The 18,335-nt window shown below is 37.7% G+C and carries 14 protein-coding genes and 2 pseudogenes; 2 read left to right on the top strand and 14 right to left on the bottom strand.

The window, feature by feature from the left end; all coding sequences use genetic code 11:
* Positions 1 to 208: 208 nt before the first annotated feature.
* Positions 209 to 1,075: pseudogene (locus tag PAUR_RS07380) on the bottom strand (IS30 family transposase); the annotation flags it as partial.
* 521 nt (positions 1,076 to 1,596) lie between these two features.
* Here PAUR_RS07380 and PAUR_RS07375 point away from each other — a divergent pair.
* Entirely contained in the window at positions 1,597 to 2,493 is an 897-nt protein-coding gene (locus PAUR_RS07375) for a CPBP family intramembrane glutamic endopeptidase (protein ID WP_192507139.1), read from the top strand.
* A 523-nt stretch (positions 2,494 to 3,016) separates the two neighbouring features.
* Here the strand turns inward: PAUR_RS07375 and PAUR_RS07370 are convergent.
* The gene (locus tag PAUR_RS07370) at positions 3,017 to 3,454 is read right to left on the bottom strand and encodes a hypothetical protein (RefSeq protein ID WP_192507138.1); all 438 of its coding nucleotides are present in this window, start codon (positions 3,452 to 3,454) and stop codon (positions 3,017 to 3,019) included.
* Positions 3,455 to 3,589: 135 nt separating this feature from the next.
* Here PAUR_RS07370 and PAUR_RS07365 point away from each other — a divergent pair.
* Positions 3,590 to 3,712: pseudogene (locus tag PAUR_RS07365) on the top strand (IS110 family transposase); the annotation flags it as partial.
* Positions 3,713 to 3,883: 171 nt separating this feature from the next.
* On the opposite strand, the gene PAUR_RS07360 reads toward PAUR_RS07365, so the two are convergent.
* The 12 genes from PAUR_RS07360 to PAUR_RS07305 form a co-directional block, all read right to left on the bottom strand.
* Positions 3,884 to 4,213: a hypothetical protein gene (locus PAUR_RS07360; RefSeq protein ID WP_192507137.1), complete on the bottom strand. Its 330-nt coding sequence runs from the start codon at positions 4,211 to 4,213 to the stop codon at positions 3,884 to 3,886.
* Positions 4,214 to 5,265: 1,052 nt separating this feature from the next.
* Positions 5,266 to 6,282 carry a transposase gene (locus PAUR_RS07355; protein WP_192507136.1) on the bottom strand — a complete coding sequence of 339 codons (1,017 nt, stop codon included), beginning with the start codon at positions 6,280 to 6,282 and terminating at the stop codon, positions 5,266 to 5,268.
* A gap of 183 nt (positions 6,283 to 6,465) precedes the next feature.
* On the bottom strand, positions 6,466 to 8,229 hold the full coding sequence (herA, locus tag PAUR_RS07350; protein WP_192507135.1) for an anti-phage-associated helicase HerA: 1,764 nt from the start codon (positions 8,227 to 8,229) through the stop codon (positions 6,466 to 6,468).
* A complete protein-coding gene (locus PAUR_RS07345) occupies positions 8,226 to 9,449 on the bottom strand; it encodes a DUF4297 family anti-phage-associated protein (protein ID WP_192507134.1) in 1,224 nt (407 codons plus the stop codon). Before PAUR_RS07345 ends, herA begins: the two co-directional genes overlap by 4 nt.
* Positions 9,450 to 9,567: 118 nt before the next feature.
* Entirely contained in the window at positions 9,568 to 10,647 is a 1,080-nt protein-coding gene (locus PAUR_RS07340) for a hypothetical protein (protein ID WP_192507133.1), read from the bottom strand.
* Between the two features lie 462 nt (positions 10,648 to 11,109).
* Positions 11,110 to 11,559, bottom strand: coding sequence for a pyridoxamine 5'-phosphate oxidase family protein (locus tag PAUR_RS07335; protein WP_192507132.1), 450 nt, complete (start codon positions 11,557 to 11,559; stop codon positions 11,110 to 11,112).
* Between the two features lie 222 nt (positions 11,560 to 11,781).
* On the bottom strand, positions 11,782 to 12,975 hold the full coding sequence (locus PAUR_RS07330) for a prohibitin family protein (protein WP_192507131.1): 1,194 nt from the start codon (positions 12,973 to 12,975) through the stop codon (positions 11,782 to 11,784).
* The gene (locus PAUR_RS07325; protein WP_192507130.1) at positions 12,972 to 14,630 is read right to left on the bottom strand and encodes a cyclic peptide export ABC transporter; all 1,659 of its coding nucleotides are present in this window, start codon (positions 14,628 to 14,630) and stop codon (positions 12,972 to 12,974) included. The genes PAUR_RS07330 and PAUR_RS07325 overlap by 4 nt, the downstream gene beginning before the upstream one ends.
* Positions 14,631 to 14,811: 181 nt before the next feature.
* Positions 14,812 to 14,985 carry a hypothetical protein gene (locus PAUR_RS07320; protein WP_192507129.1) on the bottom strand — a complete coding sequence of 58 codons (174 nt, stop codon included), beginning with the start codon at positions 14,983 to 14,985 and terminating at the stop codon, positions 14,812 to 14,814.
* A gap of 73 nt (positions 14,986 to 15,058) precedes the next feature.
* On the bottom strand, positions 15,059 to 15,613 hold the full coding sequence (locus tag PAUR_RS07315) for a YcjF family protein (RefSeq protein WP_192507128.1): 555 nt from the start codon (positions 15,611 to 15,613) through the stop codon (positions 15,059 to 15,061).
* A 241-nt stretch (positions 15,614 to 15,854) separates the two neighbouring features.
* Positions 15,855 to 17,222: a serine hydrolase domain-containing protein gene (locus PAUR_RS07310; protein WP_192507127.1), complete on the bottom strand. Its 1,368-nt coding sequence runs from the start codon at positions 17,220 to 17,222 to the stop codon at positions 15,855 to 15,857.
* A gap of 139 nt (positions 17,223 to 17,361) precedes the next feature.
* Entirely contained in the window at positions 17,362 to 18,315 is a 954-nt protein-coding gene (locus PAUR_RS07305; protein ID WP_192507126.1) for a TauD/TfdA family dioxygenase, read from the bottom strand.
* Positions 18,316 to 18,335: the final 20 nt, after the last annotated feature.

The following is an 18,335-nucleotide window of genomic DNA, read 5'->3' as shown; positions in this document are numbered from 1 at the left end:
ATTATGTTATTTAAGCGTCATTTGACGGGTATTTAGAGCTAGTGCAAATGGCGTTTTACTTAAAAAGCAGCGACTATTGCTATATCGTGTTTTGCAGCATTTCTATGTCTGTACAAAACTTTGCAGCTACTATTATCCGTTCACATTCGTTTGGCCGCTAAAGGCCTGTTTAAAACAGCGGACCCGAATTCAACATGCAAGTGCACCATTATAAACTATCAAGTGAAAAGACTTCCTCAGGCGTCTGATAATCTAAAATCTTTCTTGGGCGACTGTTAATTTTGTGTACTACTTCTTGTAGTTCATTATCAGTTATAGTCGAAAAATCTGTTTTTTTGGGGAAATATCGACGTATCAACCCATTTGTATTTTCATTTGTCCCGCGCTGCCATGAGCAATAAGGATCAGCGAAGTAAATATCCATATTAAGCCTATTCTCGAGCTTACTAAAAAGTGAAAACTCTTTCCCATTATCAAGTGTGAGCGTCAGCCTCTTTGAAGTATCTAACGTTATAAACATTGAAATCGTTACTTTATTGAAAAGCTCTGCTGTTTTATTTTCTATTTTTTGCGCCATTAGATATTTTGTTGCTCTATCCACGTGAGTAATTATATATCCTGAACCTTTCTTTCCTTCAACAAGATCACCTTCCCAGTCGCCAATACGAGACCGTTTCTCAACAAGAGCAGGTCGCTCGTGGATACTAACTCGGTTTTTTATCTTTCCTCTTAAGTCTCCATATTTTCTTTGTTTTTTTCTCTTCTTATGACGTTTTGGTAATGCTTTATAGAGTTCTCCACCAACTTGATAGTCTTTAATAGCCCATTGGTAAATTGTCTCATGACTGACACATTCTCCCTTGTCATTTGGGTGGTTTTTTTTAAGCCGTCCTGCAATAGCGTCTGGTGACCAACCTGCTTGCAATTTATGTACAACATGCTGATAAAGCGTTTTATTAGCAAACTTTTTTGCGTGCCTTGGTTTCTTTCTACGTTCGGCTGCTAAGTCTTCTGCAGATTCATCGAAGTAAGTATAGTAAGGAGGTTTATTCCTCTTTACTTCTCGCATAATGGTAGCAATAAAACAGGACAGGCACATAATTATTCGCTCAACATTGCAATGTAACGCCACCCAATGATACAAGAAATTTGTGACTGCCCCACCTTACTGCCTAATCAAAGTTTCTACTTGAACACAATTAAGCGATATTACCAGCGACCCCTTTTAATTGCTTTCTTCGTACCATGATTGTCGTATCGGCTTATTAGGTTCTTATTGGCTCCAAACAAATAATCAATGGGATCCTCATCGTTGAACTTGCCCCTAGAGAATAATGTCTACCTTATCAATTCTGATTTTAATTGATAAACACCTAAACTTAGGCATTTTGATTACTATTTATTAAAAATAACCATGTTCAATTTACAAAGCAACCACTAAAAAACATAAACCATTGAATTTTATAAATATAAATGATGGCACACCTCTTGCCATTATTTGTCCACAGTAGGTATTTCTATAACTCCGCTGCCTTAGTAAGGGGTATTCCACCTCTTTTCTGAAAAATAATTATAAATGATATAACAGGGATAACAATGAAAAATATTTTCTATGATGATAATAAGAAAGTGAGAAATGGGTGGTGGATAATACTCTTTATTGGCTTAATTGCTTTAACCAGACCAATTTACAAGCCAGTCAAACAGGTATTAAGCCAAATCGGATTTACAGAACACATGTTAGAGCCCGTGTCTTTAATTCTATTATTCTTTGTGACTTATATATGTTTAAGAATACGACGTCAATCTCTATCCGATGTAGGGATAAGAATAAATCTATATTGGTTCAAACAATTTTTTATCGGCACCTTTGCGGGCATAGGAATGATATTAATCACAGTGCTGTTGATTTACGCTATTGATGGAGTAACTTTCGAGTTAAACCAAGAAAGAGATATTAATATCGTTATCTACGGATTATATTTATTCTTACTAGGCGCATTCTTTGAGGAGCTCTTGCACCGTGGGTTTATCTTTCAACGATTAATAGAGGGTATAGGCCCGATAGGCGCACAACTGTTAATCGCGTCCCTGTTTGCATTTGGCCATGCGGGCAACCCAGGTATGGAAGGTACTACGGAGATATTTGCGACTCTCAATTTATTTTTACTGTCACTCATTTTTGGATTTGCATATATAAAGACGCATAGCCTTGCATTACCTATCGGCCTACATTTAGGCTGGAATTGGGCGCAAGGTAACATTCTAGGATTTGGCGTAAGTGGTCACAATACAGCTGGGTGGTTAAAACCAACATTTCATGGCGTAGATGAGTGGATCACAGGTGGTAACTTCGGCCCCGAAGCGAGTATATTTTCCATCGCAGTTTGTATCCTCTCGTTAATAGGGCTTTATCACTGGAAAAGTAAAATAAAACTGGCTAACAATATTGAACCTCCTAAAGAAGAAAGCACGTCAATTGTTCAAAAATAGATAAACCAACAATGTTTTATTGATACTTAACAAAGCGGACCCACCACGTATACTCAATATACAAAAAGACAGTACCAAAAAAGAACAGGCATAAAACTACCACATTTTATGCCTGTTCCCCTCTCATACAAACACTTGATAACTTTAAATCATGAAAGCAGTCTGCTTCATCTGAAAAATGCATACGTAGGAAATACCGAGGCTTTTCTGCCTCACTTACCAACACACAGTAGGAATGCAAAATTTGTGTTTGTCCTCTTTTTCTAATGTCTCAGCTCTGGCGCCCTGCTTCGCTCTACTACCTAAATCCTTTTAGGCATAGTGCCCCTGCGAACCCATAAAGAAATAGAAAAAAGTAGGCAGCGATGAGACCGCAATAAAAGAGCCTCACTATGTGTTTGCCGTAAGCAACTTGCTTAACAGCCACATAGACAGACGAAGTAAACGAATTTGTTTATTGATTTATAGGTGGCCGTCACTGTATAAAAACGGCCAAAAAGACCATTAGTGCCTATTGAAAGAGTTAAGGCTCATATGTGTTAGTGTGTTCCTGCTCACTTTTTTTAATATTTTCTTTATGCTTTAACATATTAAGCTCATGCAGTTTATTAAAAATAAGCCTGTAATTTACATAACTACCAGCAAATATTGCTGCAAATAAAACAGGAATAGTAGTAAGAACTCCTTTCAAATCACCAACCGTGTCACGAGATTTTGATAGAGAAAGAAAGACCTCTGAAGCACCACGCAAACCATTGCCTGAATTTGGTTCTGTAGATGCTTCATCAATCAAGGACAACATTGTTCTAGATAAAATTTCACAAATTGATTGAAAAAAATCGGGCATTAAAACATAGATAGAGAACAACACGATAAAAAATATTGAGGTGTTAATAGTACCAAGCATAGCACCCGCTTTAGCTTCGTATGACTTTACGTCTTTCTCAATTGATTCAATCATATATATTTAATACTCGATGAAGACACTAGACATAATGACTCCCACACGGTGTTAGCCTCCGCTTTCGTGGGTTAGCTTAAAAATAAGCCAGAGCCATAATTAGTTTGTCAAATAACTAAAACAGCAGAGGCTAACATTACTAAACATAGCATACTTTTCATTGCCTTAGGTACCCATAAAGAATCTGTTGAAGTCGCCTATATCGAAGACCATCGTGGCACAAAACCCATCCACTTCGGACGTATTTCTTCTGCTAAGAAATAAAACAGAATAAAACAGGACAGGCACATAATTATTCGCTCTAAGAAATAAAACAGGGCAGGCACATAATTATTCGCTCAACATTACAATGTAACGCCACCCAATGATACAAGAAATTTTTGACTGTCCTATTTTACTCTCTATTGACAGAGTTAAGGCTCATATGTGTTAGTTGCTTATTGCACCATTAATGATGAAAATTGCCAATAGAGCCACAAATGAAATTATTGTATAAAAGCCACTTTTATATGCTTTATCGCACATTTCAACCAGCTTAACGTCAGAGTGACCAATATACTTTCTCTCAAGTATATATTTCTGAGCATTCCACTCTACGTCTTCTGTACCAAGCATGACGCTACCTAAATCTAAACTATACTTTTTACAAAATTCATTATCGTTGCTTTTAAGATATGAACGGATTCGTTTTAAATTAGAATAATACTCAACATTGAAAAAAACTGCGCAACCTAAGGTTATTAACACTATTAGAATCATACAACATACTCCTTAAGCAACTAACGCCAGCCAAGCGTTTTACGTCATTTTTGATGCGTTTGTTATGTGTTTACCACAAACTAAACATTACCATAATAAGAGCTACAACCACAAAACCAACAATAAACACACGAGTTAAAAGAGTGCTTGTACTCGAAAGATTAGACTTATATTTTTTCCTGAGATATACAGCTTCAATATCCGATACATCTTTACAGTGTGGGCATACATCCTCTCTGAAATTGTATTGCAACCCACAGCGTGTGCACATTCTCGAGTTAATATGTTGATTATTGACGCTCACCATTATTATCTATTGGAACCTTTAGTTTTAACTATATAAATACACTCAATCAGACAAATAACTATTTAGTATTTATGCAGCACGTTGTTTGTGCTGCATAATCGCTTGTTGGACTGAGCCGCTACCTGCTCGATGTGTCAGAGTTGGTGTTATTTATGCTTTTAGTGACGTAAGGTGTCTTACGCCTATTTTATCGGCTTGTCTTTCGCGCTTAAGCTATCCCTACATTACTCAGTACGTTTTATCATGCAATTAGAGCTAATTTTCGCCGATTTATCAAAGATATTCTCACCACACACGCACTTTTCAAGCCTGAACACTTAAGCAGGTTAACACGTTGATTTAATTCAGCAAGCTCTGCAGCTAACTCGTTCGTGCTAATTTCATAGTCTCTTCACTTGAATTAGCCATTTCGTTAAATCGTAAGACCCCGATTTTGCATACTTCAAAGAAATTTGTGCCTGTCCCATATTATTGCCTGCAATGATGAAACCAGTCGCCTTGAATAGTGCCATGATGAGGTTAACCGATGAATGTCTAGTGCCCCTGCCGACCCATAAGGAAATGGAAAAAAGTAGGCAGTAGTAAAATAGGACAGGCACATAATTGTACATTCACCAATACAAGCCACGTGCAATCTGGAAGCGTACCAGTAACTTCATTCACAACACGGAAAGCAAAACAGTAAGCTAATGTGCTTGCCTAGTCCGTTTTGATAGTGTTTATGCTCTATAGATAAAATACTGTATTACCCAGCCCCCTTGTACCATTTAACGTCATTCTTTGCCGCCTGTTGTCTTAAAGCGTGTTTACTCCCTGCAAAGTTTGCATATTGTCGTCTAAAGCTTTGTACCTGCTCTAACCATACCGTTTCTTCTATATTGAGAGTCACTAATACTCTTGGTATCGAGTGGCTTATATAGCCTTTCTTTTTGGGATGCACATGGCGGCCACTCCAATCTACCAGTTCGAAATAATCTAATAAGCTAAATGGAATACTCCCTGCTATGTGCTCTCCACCAAATGGTTTTAATTCCGTAGGTTGGCTTATATGGGCTGGGTCATCTTTTTGAGGAATACTTTGGGAGAGATTTAATTGTGTTTTTTTATTGTCTTTTATTTGTGTTTTAAAGTGCAGCAACCGTTCTTGAATTGACGTAAAGTCGCTCTCTTCAAGCGTATTTCCCATATTCGCTCTGATTGGATTTAAATCTACATACGCCATGCAACTTAGTAGCGCACTTTCATCAAGTAATGCCTGTGACTTATAGCGGCCTTCCCAATATTTACCTGTGCAGTTATCTTCCTTATTCGCTTCTTTGGCTATGAATTCGTTCAGGTTCTTCATATACCAGCTAATGTCATACAACCTCGAACGCCACTTTGACACTATTTCATTGAAGAAAGTCATCGCTGCATCATCTAGTACTTCTCCACTGATATATCTGTCTACCAATGAATCACCGTTGTAAAGTTGATACCAACGCTTAATAACGTCATCATCTGACCAATCAAGTGCGGTTTGCTTATTTACTTTCACTACAAGGTGATAATGGTTGCTCATAATCGCATAAGCCGCTATTTCTATTGCGAATACACTGCTGAGTAACTTCATTCTCTCGACCAACCATTCTCTTCTGTGGTCAAAGTTCTTTCCTGAATACTTATCTTCCCCACACAAAAAAGCACGGCGTACACACCGTGCTATTAAATGGTAATAAGGCGTTGCAGACAAATCAATTAAAGCATTCCTTGCTCTTGTCATCTGAATTTCTCTCTTAATCACTCAAACGAACTGGATGTATAAACAGTAGTTAAACCACCCAATTATGCAAGAAATTTGTGACTGTCCCATCTTACCGTTACCACCGAAAATACCGAAAATGTGGAGCGAATAGAAACGTAACCCATTGTTTTTGTTCCGTTTAATTGCCTTGTTAGAAGCCCGTTAAGACTTCCACTGATCTGTGAACTTTTCAAAATCTAGGTTGACCCATTCACTTTTCCAAAGTTTCAAGTAAGGAATATCAGAAGACGAAGGCGGCAACTCTGTCTTATCAATCTTAACAAGGGAAGGTAAAATTGCAGCATCCCCCATAAGTAAGGCTTCACCTGTTTGAAGTGAAGATAAGTTAGAGGTTAAATTCCCAAAAGTATCGGGTAAAATTCTTCGAACATAATTCTGGTCATCAGGGTTAGTTAAACGCATTGCAACGAAGTTACTACATTGAGAAAAAATGGTTTCTGATATTTCGGATGGCCTTTGACTTGCTAATAGAAGGGTTACTCCATACTTACGCCCCTCTTTTGCAATTCTTTCTATTGAGTTTTTTGAAGCTTTGAATCTTGCTAAATCACTTTTAGGTACATACTTATGTGCCTCTTCAAGAACAAGCAAGATTGGAATATCATGTTGTTTCTTTTCTTTGCTACTAGCATACCTTTTATAGTTATAACCAAAGTCAAATAGTATTCTAGAAATCAGAGACACTGTAATGCTTAGTACCTCAAATGGAATTCCGCTTAAGTCGATAATTGTTACGTTGGATTCCTGTTCTTTTTTATAGCCAAGAAATTGCCTTATTGTCTCTTCGAATGAAATATTTTTAGACGCTGTTCCAAAGAGAAACTTTAGACGATCTTGCTTATACTTTGAGGTGAATCTCGATACAAATTTATCTAGGGTACCATCAGCATAATCACCTTTCGTTACATTAGAGTTTTTAGTTGGCCTAAATTCGTATAATTTTGAAAAGTACATATCAAGCTTGTCTTCGTTGGACAAGAAAATACCAGACTTTGCTGTTGTTGAACTATTCTCAGCATCTCCTTCCTCACCCGCAATCATATAGCGATCTACAGCCTTTGAATTCTTTGTTTCACTTTTAAGGTTAATAAGGCAATTTAAAACTTCTTCGATATCAAACTTAAGTGGACTATCGTAAAATATTTTCTCAACATCTGGATTGTGTTTCTTTTTATTTTGAGTGATAACACTCCTCAATACTGAAGATTGGTTGTAATTATTGTTATCACCAGCATCAAGAAATAGCTCTTCTAACTCTTCACTATTTAGAAGCCAATAAGGTAAAACTATATCATCGACACTCAATTTATTAGATGATGGGAATGCTGATGGGTATTCATCATGTATATCAAATATTATTACATGGGAGTTATTTAACCCCTCATATTGATTACTTTTTTGTGAAACTGCTTTTTGAAGAATCGTGGCAATTGTATGTGACTTTCCTGAACCAGTAGAACCGACAATTCCAATGTGTTTGTTAAAAAATTTATCTCCATCAACGGGAACACGAACACCACCGTTATGTGACAGTTGAGAAAAATCAAATTTTTCTTTATCCACTAAACCATAAGCATATATTTTTTCAATTTCACTTATTTTTGCAGGTTCAACTTTTTTAGGAGGAATTGCAATAGAATCTCCACCACGAGAGAAAATTTCATTTTTTATTACTCCTAGAGGACTTGCTTCTATAATATATTTTCTATCTCCAGTATCTTTTACTTCAATAGAAAAACTATCAATGACAGCTATTAATACAACATCATCACAATCTGCAATTCTGAGGTATGAGCCAACTTTGAGGTGCTCTTCTGCCAAGCGAAATGAATCTAGATCATCAATGGATACTTTTACTTTATCTGGATAAACCGAAATTACTTCGGCACTTATTGATTCGGTCATTTAGTTAAATCCTTTACGTAGCTAATATCTTCAACTTTAATCTTTATGTGTTTATTCTGATCGTTAGAAAAATATACCCCGTCCTTATAGAACTGGTATATCTCAACTGTAGAATCTGATTCTTTAATCAATGCTTCTAAATCTTCAATCGAGTCAACGAACTTGAATTTCACTTTGTTTTCAAGAGAGGGATCTGAATTAAAATGCTTTGAAGATAACTTTGAACCTTTAAACGGGTACGCATCTTTAAAAACAATCCCCGAAGAGTAAATTTGATTTTTAAGTTCAATCTGTTTTTCTGGTTCTAAACCATTAAGGTAAATTGATGGGCAAAAACATGGTTTTTGCCTTTTTGAAATTTTAGCCCACTTATTTGCTAGAAGAAGGATAGCTTCTTTAAGATCTGCTAGATTTTCATGAGAACTGCAATCGATTAAAAAGAATCGGCTAAATGCTTCCATATTAAGGCCACTTGATAAATATTCTTTTTTTACTGACTTTATATATGTAGAACGCCCCTTTCTTTTAATAAACCATGCGTCAAAAACTTCATCTTTGACAGCTATGAGTTTTAGGAATTCTCTTTTTGACAAATACCTCTTATCTCTGTTTTGTTCCATCGATAATTTTTGTATAACTTTCAGTGCAGAATTATAATGATAAAACTCCGCTTCAGATTCTGAAACATTTAATGTTTTAGCTATTTTGTCGATTATTAACTTATACTGATTTTCGATAGATGGCGCGTGAATATCTATCGTTAATATATCTAAAAATTCTCCTAGATCATTATCCGTTAGATTAAGCTCTTCATAAATACAATAAGTGACCTTTTGTTTTTTACCACCATCATCTTTTTCAGTTTTACTATAAGTTAAGAAATTACTCTTGAGGCTTGCACATGACAACGACTGTAGTTTTTCATGCCCTGACTCATAATGACCATATAAATGATACTTAACATCGCTATTACGGTTTTCTGCAAAATGACGAAGCATGAGTGTTATTGGTTTTTTTATAACAGAATGATTATATTCAGTTTTTGCGTAATACTTACATTGAATAGCGCTAGTTTCATCTGCAGTAACAACATCAATGTCTTCAATTCCTTCAATACAAACTAATGTATTAGATTCTTCCTGTTGTAAAAGCTCAAGAATAGTTTTATCGAATTGATAAAAATACCCAGTGATTGTATCAATTGCTTCTCTAGTAGACATGAATGCTAATCCTTGCAAAGGGCTTCTAACGCCGCATTAAGCGGAACAAAAATAGTGGGTTAAAATGTGTAGCGAAGCGAAACGTAACCCACTGTTTTTGTTCCGTTTAAATGCCTTGTTAGAATTCTGTATTGAAGTTTAGTAGATCAATAACAAGTAGCTTTAAAATTAAACTGCACTTATCAATTTTCAACTCTTCATTCGAATGCTCTTTTACCAAATGAAAACTTGGGTGCACACGCTCTGCATGGATTAGTTTATTACGAGCAAAGTATAAATACTTTAAACACATGAATGCGACGATCTCTATGTCATTATTTACGTTCAGTGATTTTTTTTGTTGGATATGAGCAAGAACTGCGGGTAGATGCCCCTTATTATCTAAAAATTGTTTACGAATTGGCAGTGAGTCTTCAATTTTCTTAATTAACCTAGCATCAGAAATCCGCTCAATAAAACCAAGTAGATACCCACTATGAGACTCTTGCTTATAGTCATTTAGGATCATATTTCGCCAATTGACTATTGAAAATATACAGTCGTGTGTCATGGGATTTACATAAGCTATTGAAAGCGGATATTTCGAAGTATTTGCGATCATATGCGTTCTTAAACTTCTCAAAGACTGAGAATCTTGTGTACTCTCCGCCTTTAGCTTGTAGATAGAATTAAAACACTTCCATAACGCCTCAAACCTATGAAATGGTTCTGACGATGAGCAAGAGCTTATAAGGTGGGTCACTGCATACAAAAGAGCATGACCAGCTTCTGATTCTTTCCAAAGTGTCTCTAATTCACTGCGATTAATCTGTTTTAAATGTTCCAAGCCATTATCAAAATTTATGATCTGGCGAACCCCAAGTTTATTTATACTTTCTTCTTCTTGTAGTTTACCGCTTAGGTGTCTCGAAACCTTAATGCTTGTAATCTTATTAGGCTCTCCAACAGCAGCATAGTAATAAGCTAACGACTTTGATATCTGACGGTTCATAGCAGTATTCGCGTTATGAAGAATATCAGAAATGGAAGTTTTCTTACTTCGATTAGCAGTAATTACAATCGACTTTTCTTTAACGACAATCTTGTCTTGCAAACTAGAGTTGTTTGAATATGGATACTCAACATCAAAACTGCCGATAGAGTGATTTGTCGAAGATGAAAATCTAATTAATATTGTGTATTTATAATTTCTGCTCATATTTACTCTTGAATTCTAACAGCTTTTTAGAAGGACACTGGCCTTATTTTCTACCGATGAAATCAGGCAAGTGTCCCGTTTAATTTCGTCAAAATAATATAAAATGAAAACAAATACAAACGCGTATTTTACGGGCTCACATTAGTCAGGAATAGACACCCAATAAAACATGCGTTATTAATATCTTGCTAAACTGTATTACTCAACCACTATTTATTTAAACGCCAATCAAAATATATAACCATGGCAAACTCACCCTTTCTCCATGCCCTATCGAATAGCACGGTAAACTTACCGCATCTGGATTTAGCTATGACATCGTTTTTTATAACTAGGGGAAAACGCATATTATCTCTGTTATTTCTATACAGTCGTGCCTCGCTCCCAATACATTCTATCTTTGGGTGTCACGCTCTTTGCATATCTTTGTCTTTGCACTCATTCTCTCTCATATCACCCCCTTTAAACACCATACACTTTTCGCGCGCTGGCGATTTGCTGTTGCTCAGTAAGATCTGGCTGTAAGTAATAACTTGGGGCTACAATTGGTTTAACAGTGGTAATCTCAATATGAATGATGCCTTTGACTGGATATTGCTCTCCTGTGATTGGGTATATGTGTGTAAATAATTCATCAAAACCAGGAGTGCTTTTGCGATGGTAAGTGGCAGTTCCAGTTAATTTAAAACCCTTTTGTTTTAATACATGTACAAAGCTAACACACACATTGGCGTTACCTTGTATATTTTTAACACTGTTTGGAGAGGCAATATCCGCAATCAATATTGCTGTATTACCATGAGCTAAAAAAACTTCTTTGGGGGAGTTATTTGGCACGCCATCTATATCAACCGTTGCTAACCAGCACAACACACTTTCATTGATAGACGCTTTTACTGCTTCTGTTAGCACGGCTCTACTCCTTGGTAAAAAAATCGTTGTACCTATTCGTTTGTTATATGCAACCTCAACACCTACGTTAAGTCAATATACCCTATCTACGCAGACATGCTAATCATGTCCCTAAACACTCATTAAGCACTTATTAAACACAAGAGAATGTTTTAGCACCACCGCTACTAAAGTGAGAACCTCAGCAGCGGCTTATTTACTTTCGACTAACCCTGCCATTTATTACTTTTTATTCAACACCTCTCCTGCTTGGGTCGTCGATAAATGCCCATTGCTAAGGGGTTCACCCGCTTGTAAGTCCAGCTCTTTGTCATCGGTATTTACATATTCTCTTTCGGGCCGTTTAGGTGAGCTTTTGCTATGCGTTTTCTCTTTGCTTTGCCCGTGGGCTGCCTGAGGGCTAATAATCGGCCCTTGCGAACTTTCAGTATTTAAAATGAGAGGTAACCCATCTTTGCCACTGCCAATCACAACCACTTTGGCATTATTTGATTTAGCCAGCTCAACCGTGGCTTCTATGCCCCGCCATCTGAGGTAAGTTTCAGAAATTCCACCACTAACCATTTCTTGGAAATCTTTAATACCTTTGGCTTCTTTCTTTTTGCGCATGGCTTCTTTATCTGCCACTTCTAGGCGCATTTCATACTCTTCATTTAAATACAGCTGGTTCACTTTAGAAATAATCGCGTTATGTACTTTCTCTGGTATATCAACACGTCTGATCAATACATCGTCTAAGTTAATTAACGCATGGCCCCTCATTAAGCTTTCAGAGTCTTCCTCTTGTTCTAAAATGGTTTGCTCTTGCAACTTTAACTCTTTTAATACTTCATTTAGTAGTGCATTTTGCACTTCTGTACGTTGATGCCCATACACTTCTTCTGCGGTATAGCCTGAGACAATCATACGCACTGCAGAGTTCACCTCAGGTAACACTGTTTCGTTTAAATAATCAGGGCCAACCAATTTATGTAAATAAGGAATATGCTCAACCACTGGCCGATATCGCACGGTAATATCTAGGGTGATCCGCAAGCCTTGTGCTGTAATCGCAAATACCGTCTCATGGGCCGTTTGGAAGCGGCTAGAGTAAATGGTCAGCGTATCCCATGGCATCACCAACACCGTTCCTTCATCAAACGGTTGGTGCATATACGTACCACCACCTAACCGCTTCCACAATACGCCCACTTCACCCGAGTCTATTTTAATAAACATTACGGGGATCAACACCACAGCTAAAAACATAAAAATGAGGAGTGTGATCCCTGCCCGAAAACGCCACGATAGTATTTGCTTGCGCACATTAGGTTTATATCGTTTAAGAATACGCATACCAATGTTGGTAACCAGTAGCGCAACACATAACCCCGCCAGTACGACCAATGTGGTATCAGGTGTAAATACAATATTCATGATAATACCCCGTCAGTTTCAACTTCCTGGTGTGCCATTATTTGTCCTTCTACCATTTTTAAATGCACATCTGCCAGATGGAAATATGCATCATCATGGGTGATCGCTATCACAGTATTCCCTCTTGCTTTAAGCCTTGGTAGTACTTGCTCATAGAATTTACGTCTGAATATAGGGTCTTGATCCGCCGCCCATTCATCAAAAATATACACTGGTCTATTTTCTAATATGGTACTTAACAACGCGAGACGCTTTCTTTGTCCTGACGATAAATCAATGGTACTGAACTCCCCATCTACCACGGCGACCTTGGTATTCATTTCTAAAAATGTCAACCATTCGTCTATTTCTTGCTGTGAGGTATTATGAATCCCATACAGCTGTTTAAATAAGTGAAAATCGGCAAATACGGCGGTAAATAAGCTGCGATATGCCGTTAATGATCGCTCGTTTAATGGCTGCCCATCCAGTATAAGTTGCCCTGCTTGCAGTTCATATAAACCGGTCAGCATTCTAATAAAGGTGGTTTTTCCGCTGCCATTACCACCGGTAATAAACGTAATTTGTCCGCGTTTTAATTCAAAATCTACTGGGCCAACAAAGAAAGGCCTGTCGCCCGGTGTACGATTATGTTGGTAATACGCACCCGCAAGACGTATCTCGTTAAAGGAAGATATTTGTGCTTGCTCGTCATTTTCACGGCTATACTGCGCTTGTTCCCGTTTAAGTTCTTTTTCTAATGCTAATACATTTTGCCCAGCTTCCGTGGCGGCGGTAAAAATGGGAATACCTCCCACAATACTAGTAATAGGTCCAATTAAAAATAGCGATGCCGTAGTTACTTTTATCACCACATCGGTATATACATTCGAAAATACCGGCACCACAAACACCATTGCCCCAGTGGCTGCAAAAAAGGTAATTTGCGATAATACAAAATCTGTTGCGAATAGCGTTTGCGTGGTGGTTTTTGAGCGTTTTGCCCGCGCTGAGTCCATGGCAAATTCATGCTCTAACTCTTGCGCTCTTGGCACACTCAACTTAACCTCTTTAAACCCCTCAAGTAAATCGGACAAACGCTGGATCAGCTTATTTTCACTTTCAAATGACAGTTGCATATTCTTTTGAATTTCATCCGCGCGCAAGCGGTGAATACTGCCGCCTAATAATATCAGTGCGGTGAGTACCACAAATGCAGTGACAGAATGATAAGCAATATATAAAGAGGTGAAAAATACCAGACTAATTGATTGCCCAATAATCACAAACAACTGCGCTGATTGAGAAATGGTTTGTAACTCTTTACTTAAGGTATTAAAAATCTTTTCTTTACCAATCTTTTCCAAGGTTGATAATTCGGTATGACGCACGCATTCAAATAGTTCTACTCGCAAACCATCAATGGCTTTCTCAACCATTCTAGCCGCTTTGGTCATTAATCGTTGTTGGGTAAATCCGTATATCGCAATCGTTAAAGAGAACAATACTAAATAATACAAAATATTGTTTTCTTTATGAATATCAGAAATATTCTCTGCCACATTGTTTATTAATGCCAATACCAATGCATTGGCTAACCCTGAAATACAACCAAGTATTGCAAAGGTCCTTCTTTTAACTTTAATGTTTCGACTAATTAAATCGTATAATACCATTTTTATTGTCTTTTAATTGTTATTAATGGCTCGCAAATAACGCGCTATTGGCAATAGAGTAAAGCCAAAGTACCACATACTCCGCATTCCATTTTATATTTTCCGCAAGAAACTAGCAGCATCACCTTTGGCCATATTAAGTATATAGTTTGCTAGAACTTATATTCCATATATCACGTGTTTATACTTCTTCGTTTTGCTCTGTGCCTTTTTTCTGTGCTAACAGTAACATCAATAAACTCACAAATGGGGTTAATAATAACGAAATTAGAAAAAATCCAACCGGTCCTGCAAAGGTATTCCTTCCCCAATATCCAGACAAAACACATAGTACTAAATACAATGTAACAATCATTTCAAATTCCTGTCATGTTGATAAATAAACCAACAGAAACCTGCTGGTTTATTTAGGATTTAGCTCATTCTACTTAAACTGCAGCTTTGCTAGGTTGAGCATCTACATCATCTTTGTTTTTTCGATACTTTGCTGCAATCTCAGAGATATCACCTTTAATACTGTTAAGATTAAGGTCAATCAATGTACCGCCTGTTTCAAAGTGTCGAATAAACGTCGTGCCCACTGCGTGTGACGATGCAGCCGATACAACAGGCATAAATGCCAGTGAACTTAAAGTACCAATAACCGGTATTGCTTTAAGGAAACTGCTTAGCCCTGCACCACCTAATGACTGTGGAAACGAACCACCAATCACTGCACTAATCGTACCGCGAAGTTTATTGTCACTATAAGATTGACCATAAACTTCAGCAATTTCGCCGATCATTTTGATTTGAATGCCTGTTAACGCAACCAAATCGACCGCAGGGATCGGGATTAGCCCGCTACCAAACGACCATTTACTATATTTATCAACGATTAACTGCGCTACGGCAGCTCGGTTTTCTACCTCAACGAGATTCGCATCTTGTTCTGGCGCCGCTGTACTCGCCTTTTCTTCCTTCGCTGTTTTTGCCGCTGTCATATTATTTCCTCTATGAATTAGATTAAAACAGTTGTTGAACCCACCAAGTTACCGGTTTGAGATCACACTCTAATCAGTAACCTGCCCTTTTCACTTTTCTCTTTATTGATAAACAAAAAAGTAAACTTGTATGAATTTCCAAAATCCAGATTGGACATCAACCATTCCTTGTACAGGCTTGGTTCCAACGTATTTCAGTCACCCAATTTCTATTTAATATGTATAAACCATTCTCTGCTGGCTATGCGTCATTTAATACGGTTTGGCACGCTTCAGTACGATGTTTATCACTGTAGAAAATAATATTTCTGATCTCGCCCGCAATACAATCTGATTCAGTCCCTGTTTTCACATAGTTACTAAATACCATCACAGACTGATCTCGTTCAATTAAACGATTAAAGCTGGTCACCCATGAATAGGGGTAACTACCTGAGTACTGTATAAATTTCTCATATTTTCTGAGATTTGCTTCAGTCGGATCTGCTGGACAATCAGCGACTTTCCCATACTGGTTCGGGTCGATGTAAGTGACGAACCAACCATAACCGTAGTACTCACACTCTTTGGTGCTCCCCGTATTTGAATACGGAGCAAACGCCGCCAACTTTTGTGCTTCATTTAATATATTATCGGTGTAAAGCGCCTGATCCCATTTGTGCATGTCTTCCACTGTCGAGTACATATCTCCTGCAGAGTACAGTACCAATGGGTTACTATACGGATTCACTAAAATATTTTCATAAGGTGCAGGGCCACCCGTCAAAGGAGGACGACCATTTGCAAGGGGTAGATATTGATTTTGATTTGAGATATAGCCCGTAGTCATATTTTGGTAAATGCCAATAGCACTGAACGCACCACTTTCAGTCATATTAACTGGATCTAAAATTTGCTCTTTGACAATATTTCTAAACCAAAACTGTCGGCTAATATCACCTTGGCTACCTGCTGCAAGTTGTTCGATAATATTACCCACTAAATAATAGTTACAGTTGCTGTATTCGTATTTTGAGCCAGGTGTAAATGACGGTTTGTTGTCTTGCTCAGTACACGTACAGAAACGGTTACTAAAGTCTTCCGGGCCGTTTAGATTAAGAGTCTGATCATATAAATAAGGACGCCAACCATAATTGTCATAAACTTGCTCGTTATTGCTATAGTTATCAATCCCAGAAGACATGATCAGTAAGTCATGCAAAGATACATCTGCACATTGATTTTTCGGGAACCATGGCAAATAATCACCGACTTTTTCTTCTCGTAAATCTTTGCCTTCTAACATTCTTAATAGCACAGTCGATGCAAACGCTTTGGTATTCGAGCCAATACGATATTTCGACTCCTTGGTGTTAGCTACGTCATATTGAATATTCTGAGGCCCACAATTGGCTTCATATACAGTGCTCTCTTCTGATGTAATATAAATAGTGCCAAAAAACACCATTTTATCGCAGTAATCTCTTACCGTTGTTTCAATCATTTCTAATTGGCTGGCAGTAATTTCAGTATTTTTTGCCACGCTCTTTTTTTGCAAACAAGATGCTAAAATTAAGCTTAAAAAGCACAAAATTAATATCTTCGTTTTTGAATACATAAGCCATTTCATTGTTCATATCCTCAAAAATTGCTAAGTGTCTTTGCCAGCAAAATTGCCACTAACAAAGCCCTACACTGTTTTTTCTGCACTCTTTCTATTTATGCATATATCAAAAAACAGTGACTCGTCTTGGTGTCATTTTCTCTGGTTAAGCCATACCAACTAGTACTTTTCGTGTACCTTGATACGCCTCTCGTCCATGGGTGTACAACATATTATCCAACAGTAAAATATCGTTTCGCTGCCACTGATATGAGAACGTCAATTGACGGTACACATCATTGATTTGTGCAATATCTTTTGGGTCAATGTCACTGCCATCGCCATAAAAGGCATTGCGTGGTAAGCGGTCTATGCCAATGCTATTACGCATTGCAGCTGACTCAGGGCCATCTATACTTGAATGGTGAAATAAATGCGCTTGGTTAAACCACACCTTTTCACCTGTTACAGGATGCACAGCCGCTGCAGGTCTGTGCTGACGCGTTTGCAAATGATCATCGCTTTTCCATTCAAATTCGATGTGGTTTTTTCGACAATACTCTTGCACTTCTACTTTGCTATTAGTTTGAAACACTTCCTGCCATGGCAAATCAATGTCGCCATAATTACGTACGTACATCACACCGAGTTGCTCAAACTTTTCTCTAATGTGAGACGGGATGTGTTTATAGACTTCGCGGCTGTCGGCTAACGGGGTGTTACCACCACTGCGCGCAGGTATGACACAAAAGAACCCCATTCGCATAGGCCAGCTATTTGAATACGCATTTTCATTGTGCTGCAGAATAACCTGATCAGCATGATATTCCGTCGTCGTATAAATATTGTTTCTCAACGCCGTACGTGGCGAGGAACGATAGATATACTGGCTCAAAGGTTCACCAAAGATAGTCTCTAATATGGTGCTAAATTGATTGGTACTGACGATGTTCAAGCCTCGTAACAAAGCAAAGCCGTCATTGTTTACCCATTGATTAATTTCACTCACATGTGATTTTACCCACGCCAAACCACTGAGCTTTTCTGCAGATAGATCATGGACCCGTCGATCTGTATTAACGGAGTCTAAATCCATGTCTATTGAGAGTAACTGATCCATTTAATTCCCTTCCTTTTTCG

The sequence above is a fragment of the Pseudoalteromonas aurantia 208 genome (assembly GCF_014858725.1).
Classification (GTDB): domain Bacteria; phylum Pseudomonadota; class Gammaproteobacteria; order Enterobacterales; family Alteromonadaceae; genus Pseudoalteromonas; species Pseudoalteromonas aurantia.
This window is presented reverse-complemented; position numbering and strand designations above follow the sequence as displayed.

What these genes read in the sequence shown, in the direction of transcription:
- PAUR_RS07375 (WP_192507139.1), top strand. Translation starts at nt 1,597, where the DNA reads ATGAAAAATATTTTCTATGATGATAATAAGAAAGTGAGAAATGGGTGG.
- PAUR_RS07370 (WP_192507138.1), bottom strand. Translation starts at nt 3,454, where the DNA reads ATGATTGAATCAATTGAGAAAGACGTAAAGTCATACGAAGCTAAAGCG.
- PAUR_RS07360 (WP_192507137.1), bottom strand. Translation starts at nt 4,213, where the DNA reads ATGATTCTAATAGTGTTAATAACCTTAGGTTGCGCAGTTTTTTTCAAT.
- PAUR_RS07355 (WP_192507136.1), bottom strand. Translation starts at nt 6,282, where the DNA reads ATGACAAGAGCAAGGAATGCTTTAATTGATTTGTCTGCAACGCCTTAT.
- herA (WP_192507135.1), bottom strand. Translation starts at nt 8,229, where the DNA reads ATGACCGAATCAATAAGTGCCGAAGTAATTTCGGTTTATCCAGATAAA.
- PAUR_RS07345 (WP_192507134.1), bottom strand. Translation starts at nt 9,449, where the DNA reads ATGTCTACTAGAGAAGCAATTGATACAATCACTGGGTATTTTTATCAA.
- PAUR_RS07340 (WP_192507133.1), bottom strand. Translation starts at nt 10,647, where the DNA reads ATGAGCAGAAATTATAAATACACAATATTAATTAGATTTTCATCTTCG.
- PAUR_RS07330 (WP_192507131.1), bottom strand. Translation starts at nt 12,975, where the DNA reads ATGAATATTGTATTTACACCTGATACCACATTGGTCGTACTGGCGGGG.
- PAUR_RS07325 (WP_192507130.1), bottom strand. Translation starts at nt 14,630, where the DNA reads ATGGTATTATACGATTTAATTAGTCGAAACATTAAAGTTAAAAGAAGG.
- PAUR_RS07320 (WP_192507129.1), bottom strand. Translation starts at nt 14,985, where the DNA reads ATGATTGTTACATTGTATTTAGTACTATGTGTTTTGTCTGGATATTGG.
- PAUR_RS07315 (WP_192507128.1), bottom strand. Translation starts at nt 15,613, where the DNA reads ATGACAGCGGCAAAAACAGCGAAGGAAGAAAAGGCGAGTACAGCGGCG.
- PAUR_RS07310 (WP_192507127.1), bottom strand. Translation starts at nt 17,222, where the DNA reads ATGAAATGGCTTATGTATTCAAAAACGAAGATATTAATTTTGTGCTTT.
- PAUR_RS07305 (WP_192507126.1), bottom strand. Translation starts at nt 18,315, where the DNA reads ATGGATCAGTTACTCTCAATAGACATGGATTTAGACTCCGTTAATACA.